We start from the raw sequence: 9,924 nt of genomic DNA on the forward strand, positions 1-9,924 counted from the left end.
CCCACGAGCCGCTCTCCGGGCCGACCAGGTAGACCGTGAACCGCTGTTCCTCACCATCGGCGAACTCGACCCGGATTCAGGATGGTGGGCATGTGCAGCCCGATGGCGAAGCTCGCGCTGAAGTCGTTGATGGGCTCAAAGAGATGTAGCTCCGTGCGGGTGGCCTCGAATGCCTGTTCCCCGGGGCGCACGTAGGTTTCGATGCGCCTGCCGAGTTCCAGGCACGGGGCCTCAGCCGCTACCCGCCCCATCACCTGAGCGCGCCGAGGCCGCCGTGATCTCTTCGCGCAGGCGCGCGGCCCGGGGATCGGTGAAGCCTTCCAGAGCCTCCAGCGCCTCGTGCCAGTGCCCGCGCGCTGCCTCCTGGTCTCCGGTGGCGGCCACCGCTGAGGCCGACCGGTCCAGGCAGACCGCGAGCTTCCACCGGTCCTGGTGCCTGCGGTAACTGTGGGCCGCCTGCCGGTAGAACTTCGCGGCCTCTCCCGGACGTTCGAGCGTTTCGTGGACCTCGCCCACGCCCTCGAAAGCTTCGGCCTCGCGCACCTGGTCGCCGATCCGGCGGTGCAGATTCGCCGCTTCGTGGAAGCAGGTGAGGGCCTCCTCCGGGTGTTCGAGCAGCAGATGGATCCGGCCGAGTTCCAGGAGCGCGAAACCCTCCCTGGGGGAGTTGTCCAACTCGCGGGCGACCTCGAGCCCGCGCTGTGTGCAGGACAGTGCGCGATCGGTCCGGCCCAGTTCCCGCCATGCCGCGCCCGAACAGGCCAGACAGGCGAACTCGCCCATCTTGTTGCCGCTCTCCTGGAGGATCCCGACCGCCTCCTCGGCCAGGTCCACCGATTCCTGGGGACGCCCCGAATCGAGCAGTGCATCGGCCAGGTTGCCGAGCGCGATCCCCTCCCAACCCCGCTCACCCAGGCGCCTGACCGTGGCCAACGACCGTTCGAAAAACTCGCGCGCCTCGGCGGGCCGGTGCTCGCGCAAGTGGGCCAGCCCCAAGGCGTTCAGTGACATGGCCTCCCCGAGCTCGTCCCCCGACTCCCGGCGCAGTTCAAGAGCGCGTCGATGGTGGGCGAGCGCCTCCTCCCGTCGGTGGGACTGCACATAGGCCATCCCCAGGCTCTCCGCCAGGTCGGCCTCGGCCGCACGCTCGTGCTCGCGCCGGGCCGCACCCAGACCGAGGAGGCCGGCGGTGATCCATTCGGCCATGGGGGCCCGGTAGATGTGGTCGTGCCTGAGCACCACGGGCAGACGCCAGGCGAGCCCGTCCATCCCGGACGAGACGGCGGCTTCGGTCGCGGCGAGAAGGTTCTTGCTCTCGGTCTCGAACCACCGGACCGCTTCCGTGTGTTCGGTGAATGCGTGGACGCCTCGAAGTGCGCCCTCGTGCGGCTCCGGGCCCGGTTCGAGGTGTCGCAGTGGTGAGTGCACCGCCCTGGCCGCGGAGTCCGCGATCTGCAGGTACCAGGACAGCAGGCGTCTCAAGGCTTCCTGGCGATGCTCCGGTTCCTCCTCGCGGCGGGCTTGGTCCAGGGCGTAGGAGCGGAGCAGGTCGTGGAAGCGGTACCGGTCGGGGCCGGACTGCTCCACCAGGTGCGCGCCCACGAGTGAGTCCAGGATGCGGCGTGCGCGCCGGACGGGCAGATCGGCCAGGGCAGCCGCGGCCCCCGCATCGAAGTCATGGCCCGGATGCAGCCCCAGCAAGCGGAACTGGCGCGCGGTTTCCTCCGGCAGAGCCCGGTAGGACCAGGCGAAAACGGAGTGGACCGCGTCGGCCTCCTCCTCGTCATCGGTGGCCAGGGCGTCCCAGAGCCCCGATTCGTCGCGCAGGTCCTGGATGAGTTCGCCCAACGGCATGTGGGGCCGGCTCGCCGCACGCTCGGCGGCGATGCGCAGGGCCAGGGGCAGCTGCCCGCACAGCCGGGCCAGCTCGGAGACCTCGCGGGCATCGTCCTTGGGACGTTGGTGGACGGTGACGTGTTCCAGCAGTTCCACGGCCTCGGCCGGGTCCAGGGCCCGGACGGTGAGGCGCTGCGCCCCGTCCCGGGCGACCAGACCGGACAGCCGGTCCCTGCTCGTGACCAGCACCACGCAGCCCGCGGAGCCGGACAGCAGGGGCCGCACCTGGGCTGCGGTCGAGGCGTTGTCCAGCAGGATCAGCACGCGCCGGTCCGCGAGCAGGGAACGGTAGAGGGCTGCGCGGCTGTCGAGGTCGGCAGGCATCGTGTCGGCCGAGACCCCGAGTGAGCGCAGGAACCGGTCCAGGGCCTGTTCCGGGGGCAGGGCCGGGCCAGGGCCGTAGCCGCGCAGGTCCACGTAGAGCTGCCCGTCGGTGAAGTGCTCCCGGACCCGGTGCGCCCAGTGCAGGGCCAAGGCGGTCTTGCCCACGCCGGCCGTACCGGTGATGACGTGGATCGACGCTGCCTGCCCGGGCTCGGAGCCCCCGCCGGTCAGGTGGGCGCTGAGTACCTCGGTCTCCCCCAAGCGGTTGATGAACCCGTGCACCTCGCCGGGGAGTTGCCTGGGGACCGGGGCGGGGGAGAGGCCCGGTTCGTGTCCGTGGAAGTGCACCCCTCCCCGGACCTCGCGTGCCTGCACTGCACGGCCGGACACCTCCGCCATGCGTGCCCGGTCGCCGCGGCTGCCTTCGTCGGGTTCCCCACCCGGTTCGTGGGGTCTGTTGTCAGGCACGGGTGGCTTCCGCCCCACCCACCTCACGCCCGAAGAACTCCTCCAGAGGCTCGGCGTCCTGGTGCAGGGCGGCGATCTGGGCCCGGCACCGTGTGGTGATGGAGGGGTCGGTGAAGCGTTCCCCTCCTTGGAGGACACCCTGGGGGTCGTAGAGGATCTTGTACGTCACTTGATCGCCCACGTTCAAGACCTCCGGAAGCCGGCCGCCCCGTTCGAGCGCGGCGATGGGGCCGGCAGAGACGACCCGCACGTCCTCGCCGCACTGCGCCCGAACACGCAGGGAGTGCAGTTCCCACAGCAGGTAGATGGTCATCGGTTTCTCCGCGACACGGACCCGCCTGATCCTGCAGCCCGATCGGGCGAGTTCCGCGAAGTCCTTCTGTAGAGAGGAGCGGTTGCTCTCCAGAAGCCGGAGCGATTCGTCCCTTCGCCCCTCACGGAACGCCATCCAGCTGGCACTTTCCGGCTGATGGAAGTCCTGCTGCCGTTCGAACTTCCAGATATCGGTGTTCTCCAGCGAGGACAAACGAGCGTCGAAATCCTCCTGGTAGGGATCGAGCGCCAGACGTTCTCCGGAAAGACCGTCGATGGTGTCAAGCATCGGGGATGTCTGCTTTCGCTGATATCAGAGTGTTGCGGGGGATGATGACGAGTCGTTCGTCCTCGGCAATGGCGGCGTCCGGCGGGAGCTGCCGTTTGTGGAGATCGGTCAGGTCACGCCCGATCACGGCGATGTCGCCGTTGTCGAGCTCCCAGATGTCGGGGCATCCGTTGACCCGGTCCGTGTTGCCCAGATCCTCCGGTGACCTGCCGAGTCTGCGTGCCATGGTCGCTGCGGGGTCTGCCTCCCAAGGACGCTTCATCATGGGCCCCTTCCGCGCACGGTTCGGGGGAGTGCGCTCTTCGAAAATAGCACGGAAATCATCTCCGTCCGAGTGAGGAATATGTCCCGCGTGGTCATGTTTGCTGTACTCTGCGCCGGAGAAGTGCATGGAGTCGAAGGCGGATCTGGCTATGTCCGGAAAACGGCAGGTCATGAGGGTTCTGTGGCGCTTGGTTTCTGGGTTCCCTCTTGCTGTACGTGCTCTTTGAGGTGTGTTGTGCCCGGTGCGAAGGTGCGCTCGGAGATCCTGGCCGTCGAACTCGTGGGAAGAATTTTGTGCGGTTCTTGAGGGTGGATCAATAATGCACCTGAAAATGCATGTGCATTCCGCTGCAAAATCGGGCATTCCAGTCCGGCTGAGCGCCGGTCCCGGGCGTGCGATGCCCGCGCGACCGGCAGGGCCCCGTTCGATGCGGTGCGGTGGCAGGGGAGAGGACGGGGATGAGCGACGCTGCTCCCCCCGTCCGTGGTCACGGAGGCCGGGAAAAGTGGTCGCGGATGGGGGAGGAGGGCAGCCGGGGTCAGTAGACCCGGATGACCTCACGAACGTCGGTGGAGACCAGGTAGTCCTTGGGGTCCAGTGCCATCGCCTCACGTTTGGGGGAGCCCCAGTACTGGCTGTTGCGCTCGGCGCAGGTCTCGGGGCCCTCGTAGGAGATCTCCCAGATGAAGTGGTGGCGCTCCCGGTCGATCCATGCGCCGCCGAGGGAGAACCCGAACTCCAGGCGCAGGGGGACGATCTCCTCTTTCCAGCGCCGGACCCACTCGTCGAGCAGGCCATCCCGGACGGTGTAGGTGCGTACCTGAGTGGTGACGGTCACGACGCTGCCTCTCACGGACAGAGGCCCGGCGCCCGGACCGGAGGCCCGGACGGGCGCCGGGGTGTGGGGGTGGTTCACGGGCTACGGGCGTGCGGTACGGGCGAGGGTGAGGAAGGCGTCCCACTCGGCGGCGGGGAAGGGCAGGTGGCCCTTGGCCGGGTTCTTGGAGTCGCGGACGGCCGCGCCGCAGGGGAAGTCGGCGACCTCGACGCAGTTGCCGTTGACACCGCTGTAGCTGCTCTTGCGGAAGCTGGCGGGGATGTGGGCGACCTCTATGCAGTTCTGCCCCTGGTCGCTGTAGCTGCTCTTACACCACATCATCTGGTCGCTCACTGTTGTCACTCTTCTAGCTCTTGGAGGAGGCGGTTGATGAAGGCTAGCGACTGCACCGGGGCCATGGCGCAGCTCTGCGTGCTGCCGAACATGTCGTTGAATAGCCTGACCTGGTGTTCCTCTTCCAGATACATGCTAGTTGCGGGGGTCTCCAGGTAGGCGATGCTGGCATCCCGGAGATCCGTGAAGTCCATGATCACGTAGCTTCCCTCGGTTGACGGATGTGCTCCCGCAGAGAAAGGCAGTACGTAGATATTGATGTTGTGGCGCGAGGCCATCTGCGTCAGATGACGCAACTGCTCTTGCATCACATCGCTTGTACCGACCATGCGCCGCAGCGCCGCCTCATCGATCAGCGCCATGAACGTAGGCGGATCGACTCGGTTGAGGACCCCTTGCCGCTTGACGCGCGCTTCTACTCGTCGATCGATTTCATCGTCGTCACGGACAAGGTTCGCTCGAAAGATGGCATCCGCGTACTGGGGCGTCTGTAGCAAGCCCGGAATCACTTGAGATTCATATGTCCGAAATGTGCTCGCCTCGGCCTCAAAGTCCGCCAGCATCTGCGGGATGAGGTCCTTGTACTGCGACCACCATCCCTTCTTGCCTGCAAGTTTGGCCAGTTCGTGGAGGGTTGCGCGTTACTCCGGGGTGACCTCGTACAGGTCCAAGAGCTTGTTCAGAGTCCCAGCGGGCACAGCTTTTGACTCCGCCTGCTCGATCGCTCCGAGGCTGGACTTGCCTAAGCCTGCCTTCTTGGCAGCTTCGACGATGGTCAAGCCAGCTTGGGCGCGCAGGCGCTTGAGCTCAGATGACAGTCGTCGTCGACGAATGCTCGGGCTGTAGGGAGTTGCCATGGGTGGAGCCTAGCGGAAAAGTTTCACCGGAATCCGGTGAGATTGATTGACTCCCCCGGATTCCGGTGTGAAGATGAGTTGTGTAGTCAGTGATCAAGTGTTCACGCAGAGTCTCTGTCGCTCAGGCTACGCCGTGCCCCTCCCGTCGACCGGGAAACGCGAAGGATGTACCTCTGCGGGCACGCCGACCCCCGTTCAACTCCCACGTGCGAAGGAGCTCGTTCGTCATGCCCGCAACTGCCCCGATGCCTCTGCTGCCGGAGGTGACCGTTCCGCTCGGAGAGCTGGTGCCGCCCCGATGCCGGCACTACTTCACTGGCCAGGCCGACATCCGCAACTACAAGGCGCGCTGCTACTCCTTCGGCGGGTCCGTCCAGTACATGCCGCTGGTGCGCGCCTTCCTGAACACCTGCGCCGCCACCCGGTCCGAGGACTACCGCTACCTGTTCACCCTGCTCGGGTCCGAGCTCGCCAACAACGCCGTCGAGCACACCCGCTCGGGGGAGTCCTACGGCACCTACACCTTCAAGTGCGAACGGCTGGACGGCGGGCTGAAGCTGACTTGCCGCGACCAGGGCGCACGCGACCGCACGCGGATCGAGTTCGACCACCGTTCGTACCTGCGTTCCCACCTGAACGGGCTGGGTCTGGCGGCCGAGTCCGGCCGCGGCCTGGCGCTGATCGATGCCCTGGCCACCACCTGGGGCGACAACGGCATCCCCGAGCGCCGCCAGGTGTGGTTCTTCCTGGCCTACGACCTGACCGGCAACCTCTGGAACACCGCCGCGTAGAGCGCGGCTGCATCACGCCCCTCGGACGTGAAACGGGCCCAGGAGAGCGCGCCAACGCCTCCCGGGCCCTCAATCCCGAAATCCCGTCACTTGCGTATGAACAGAAAGCAGGATCGATGACAAATCCTATCCCGCAGCCCCGCCCCTCCAGCGACCCGCTGCACCGTTCGTTCCCGACGCTGCCCCGGCGCGGCCCGCTCGTGGGGCCCTACTGCCCGGTGTGCACGCACACCTCCTGCCGTCGGCGCCGGGCCCAGGGGTTGCCCCGCTTGGGCGGCCACCGTGCCGAGTACCAGCGCGAACACGCACTCGCCGCCACCCTCCAGCGCCGTAACCCGCACCTGATCTTGTGGTTCGGGGAGCAGACCGGGTCGTACTGGGTGGCCTCCTCCACCGGCCTGGCCGAGGTGCCCGACACGGTGACCTTGGATCGCCTCCTGGCCCCTGAACCCGTGCACGGCTGACCGACCTCGTGCCCCTGCCGGTGGCGGCCGGTACCCGCAAAGGGGGCGGCCGCCACCGAGCGGATTGCCTCGGGGACGAAGGCCCGAGCTCAGAGACCTTCCAGGATCTCCCGGGCTCGCTTCTCGTCCTCTTGGCTTTGCGCCTCGTCCTCTTCCCAGCTCACGGCGGAGAAGAGACCGCTGTTCTGCCACCAGTGGAGGATGGATTCGTCCATGCCGTCGTTGTAGCAGTCGACCGCGCTGTAGAGGACGCTGAGCTCGGCGCCACGCAGCCGGAACTGCGGGGAACAGTCGTGTAGGCCGGTGTGCGCTGAGTTGTCGGCCACGATCTGGTAGCCGCCGAGGTACGGGTCGAACTCCTCGCGGAGAATTTCGTCTATGTCATCCAGGTACTGGGGCTCGACCCCCCACACGCGCATATAAGCGAGCTCCGTCCGTTGGATGAGGCGACCGAGGCGCGGGACGTCCAAGGAGCTCCAATGGCCTCCGCCCGAAGGGACCAGCCTCGAGGCCAAGCCCATGCCTTCGCCCCGGGCCGGGCGCGTGTCCAACAACGCGTCCCCGACACACAGGTCGCGACGATGCTCCGGCACCGCCTTGAGGAGAGCCCTGAACATCGCTCCCTGCAACGACTCCGGTCCGAGGAGTTCTTCGGCCAACTCATCGAAGTAGAACGCCACGTCGACCTTTTCGCGCGCGGACTTCTGCCGGGGCATACGCATTTCCCGTCTGCTCTTCGAGTCTGTCGTGGGTATTTCCATGCTTCGTGGGGAGGAAGACGGATCCAACAACATTTCGAAGAGCGTGCTGTTGCCGTTGTCCGGTTGCCCGAAAGCGAGAGCCGACACCTGGACCCGGCTGTCGGTTACCGAAGCGACTGTGCCGATCCCGGCGTAGGTCACTTCTTCCGTCTCGGCCGTCCCCAGGGTGGTGAGTGAGGTCATGGTGGTGAGCCACACGGGGTCGAACCTGATGGAGATCTCCTGAGTGCCGTAGGTGAACCCCAAGTGGGGATCCCGTTCGATAAGCCCGCTGATGGGCATGAGAGCGCGAGCGTGTTCGATGTTGCGAGCCCGCATCGGGGAATCGAAGGAGACCACCATCCCCGGCTTCACCTCTACCGGGGAGTCCGGGTCGAGATCGACGGCGAGTTCCCTCCAGTTCTCGAACACCATCTTGACCTGACGTACGAAGGTGCCGGCCAGCATGCCCTGTTCCCGGAACGCCTTGTTCGGGTCGAGGCCGATGCGCCGTGCGGCCTCGTGGACCTTTTCGCCTCCGGAAAGGGCCGCCATACGGGGCAGATTGACGAAATCGACGTGGCGGAAGTGCACGTTCCAAGTGCTCCCGGCCTGGCGCAGGCTCCGGGTCCAGCTCTCATGGCGGCCCTTGGCTTCGACGAGCTCATCGGTGGGGAACCCTCGACCGGAGTTCTTGTCGATCATGCTGTGGCATGAGGGACAGAGGAACATCAAGTTCTCGACCGTGTTGCGCTGTTCGTTCGTCATCGAGGGGTCGAACCGTGGGCCTCCGTCGGAGAGCGCGGCGATGTGGGAGACGACACCGGTCGGAAGATTTCCACGGGTGGTGGGATCCAATTCACAGCGGCAGAGGTGGCACATGCCGTTGCACAGGCGCCACAGCTCTCGTCGTGTCGGCTCGGTGACTTCGGTGTTCCTACGGGTGGCTATAGTTTCCTGCCTCGATCTCGGGGAGTTCCGGGCACGGAGATTCTAGAGTCGGCCACGGACCGGACAGGAACCTGCCGGTCACGCTCCGCACTTGCCCGACTCTCGGACGACCGACCTCCGGAAAGCCCGCACACACGGCGCTTTTATCCCGCAGAACGGTACTCGGGCCCCGCCCCTCGGGGATACTGTGTGTACGGGCCGTTCCCGCTCCCCCAGACTGCGGCCCCACGCTGTGAGAAGGCAGGCCACAAGTGCAACCCCTCCGAGACGAAGACCCCCGGACCCTGGGCGAGATCACGCTCCTGGGCAGACTCGGCAAAGGCGGGATGGGCGTGGTCTATCTCGGGCTGGCGCCCGATGGTGACCACGCCGCGGTCAAGACGATGCTCGGCGAGTACGCCGCCCAGAGCGATATGCGCGAACGTTTCCAGCGTGAGGCCACCGCCCTCGGCCTGGTGCAGGGGCCCGGAACGGCCGCCTTCATGGGGGCGAGCCAGCCCGACGCGGACCGCCCGTGGCTGGCGATGGAGTACATCACCGGCCTGGACCTGGCCGAGTACGTCAAACGCGACGGTGCGCTCGAGGAGGCCGTCGGTACCGGGCTGCTCCTGCTGCTGACCGACGCCCTGGCCTCTGTGCACCGGGCAGGGCTGCTGCACCGCGACCTCAAACCCGCCAACGTCATGCTCGGCCCCACCGGCCCCAAGGTGGTCGACTTCGGGCTGGCGGCGATCGGCAGGGCCGGCGGGGACCTGACCGCGGTGGGCAGCCACATGGGCACCGCCCTGTTCATGGCCCCGGAACAGTTCGGAGCCGCCGACCAGGTCACCCGGGCCGCGGACGTGTACGCCCTGGGCGCGGTCTCCTCCTTCGCGCTGACCGGCCGCTACCCCTACTACGGGCCGACGGACTACGCGGTCCAGCAGAGGATCCTCGACCCGCGTACCGCTCCGGACCTGGAGGGCGTCCCCGAGACCCTGCTCCCGTTGTTGCGGTCACTGCTGTCCGCCGAACCGGACGAGAGGCCGCCCCTGACCGAGGTACGGGCGCTGCTCCTGGAACGTTTGTCCGCGCTGGACCTGACCCCGGGTTCGGCTCGTGAGCTGGTGGCCGGGAGCACCCACGTCCCCGGGACCGAGGTCCCCGACACGGTCCCCGCCACCCCCCGGGTCCGGGTGCGCACGACCCGGGCCGCCCCGACCCGGCACGAGACGGCACCCCAGAAGGCCGCTCTGGCCGCCGAGCGGCTGCGCAAGGCCTACGCGCGCCCGGCCGTGGCGGCCTGACCCCGGGGAAGGCCGCCTGCACCTGGCAGCCGAGCACCCACCCCCACAATCAATTCGGGACACAACTGACACCTTTCGCAGGGGCGGAGGGGTCAACTGGTGATCCCCGC

Annotated in this window: 11 protein-coding genes; 3 read left to right on the forward strand and 8 right to left on the reverse strand. The window is 67.1% G+C overall.

Features of this window, described 5'->3' with window-relative positions:
• Positions 1 to 231 precede the first annotated feature (231 nt).
• From D456_RS0118575 to D456_RS27940, 7 genes are all read right to left on the reverse strand, one after another.
• The gene (locus D456_RS0118575; RefSeq protein WP_026116006.1) at positions 232 to 2,619 is read right to left on the reverse strand and encodes an ATP-binding protein; all 2,388 of its coding nucleotides are present in this window, start codon (positions 2,617 to 2,619) and stop codon (positions 232 to 234) included.
• Between the two features lie 61 nt (positions 2,620 to 2,680).
• Positions 2,681 to 3,289 (reverse strand): DUF6879 family protein, encoded by a 609-nt coding sequence (locus D456_RS0118580; RefSeq protein ID WP_017577689.1) that lies wholly within the window; start codon positions 3,287 to 3,289, stop codon positions 2,681 to 2,683.
• Complete coding sequence (locus D456_RS0118585; RefSeq protein ID WP_026116007.1) at positions 3,282 to 3,551, reverse strand: hypothetical protein; 270 nt, start codon at positions 3,549 to 3,551, stop codon at positions 3,282 to 3,284. Before D456_RS0118585 ends, D456_RS0118580 begins: the two co-directional genes overlap by 8 nt.
• A gap of 541 nt (positions 3,552 to 4,092) precedes the next feature.
• Positions 4,093 to 4,392 (reverse strand): NIPSNAP family protein, encoded by a 300-nt coding sequence (locus D456_RS0118590; RefSeq protein WP_017577691.1) that lies wholly within the window; start codon positions 4,390 to 4,392, stop codon positions 4,093 to 4,095.
• An 81-nt stretch (positions 4,393 to 4,473) separates the two neighbouring features.
• Positions 4,474 to 4,713, reverse strand: coding sequence for a DUF397 domain-containing protein (locus D456_RS0118595; protein ID WP_373295699.1), 240 nt, complete (start codon positions 4,711 to 4,713; stop codon positions 4,474 to 4,476).
• A gap of 17 nt (positions 4,714 to 4,730) precedes the next feature.
• Positions 4,731 to 5,288, reverse strand: coding sequence for a Scr1 family TA system antitoxin-like transcriptional regulator (locus D456_RS24495; RefSeq protein ID WP_017577693.1), 558 nt, complete (start codon positions 5,286 to 5,288; stop codon positions 4,731 to 4,733).
• Between the two features lie 78 nt (positions 5,289 to 5,366).
• Positions 5,367 to 5,582 (reverse strand): helix-turn-helix domain-containing protein, encoded by a 216-nt coding sequence (locus D456_RS27940; protein WP_338036329.1) that lies wholly within the window; start codon positions 5,580 to 5,582, stop codon positions 5,367 to 5,369.
• Positions 5,583 to 5,809: 227 nt separating this feature from the next.
• On the opposite strand from D456_RS27940, the gene D456_RS0118605 reads away from it, so the two are divergent.
• Complete coding sequence (locus D456_RS0118605; RefSeq protein WP_026116008.1) at positions 5,810 to 6,373, forward strand: ATP-binding protein; 564 nt, start codon at positions 5,810 to 5,812, stop codon at positions 6,371 to 6,373.
• Positions 6,374 to 6,489: 116 nt separating this feature from the next.
• Complete coding sequence (locus D456_RS0118610; protein ID WP_026116009.1) at positions 6,490 to 6,837, forward strand: hypothetical protein; 348 nt, start codon at positions 6,490 to 6,492, stop codon at positions 6,835 to 6,837.
• A gap of 89 nt (positions 6,838 to 6,926) precedes the next feature.
• On the opposite strand, the gene D456_RS0118615 is transcribed toward D456_RS0118610, so the two are convergent.
• Positions 6,927 to 8,345: a hypothetical protein gene (locus tag D456_RS0118615; protein ID WP_152442614.1), complete on the reverse strand. Its 1,419-nt coding sequence runs from the start codon at positions 8,343 to 8,345 to the stop codon at positions 6,927 to 6,929.
• A gap of 434 nt (positions 8,346 to 8,779) precedes the next feature.
• Between D456_RS0118615 and D456_RS24500 the strand changes: the two genes are divergently transcribed.
• Complete coding sequence (locus tag D456_RS24500; RefSeq protein WP_051049498.1) at positions 8,780 to 9,814, forward strand: serine/threonine-protein kinase; 1,035 nt, start codon at positions 8,780 to 8,782, stop codon at positions 9,812 to 9,814.
• The last annotated feature ends 110 nt before the right edge of the window (positions 9,815 to 9,924 follow it).

The sequence above is a fragment of the Nocardiopsis kunsanensis DSM 44524 genome (genome assembly GCF_000340965.1).
Taxonomy (GTDB): domain Bacteria; phylum Actinomycetota; class Actinomycetes; order Streptosporangiales; family Streptosporangiaceae; genus Nocardiopsis; species Nocardiopsis kunsanensis.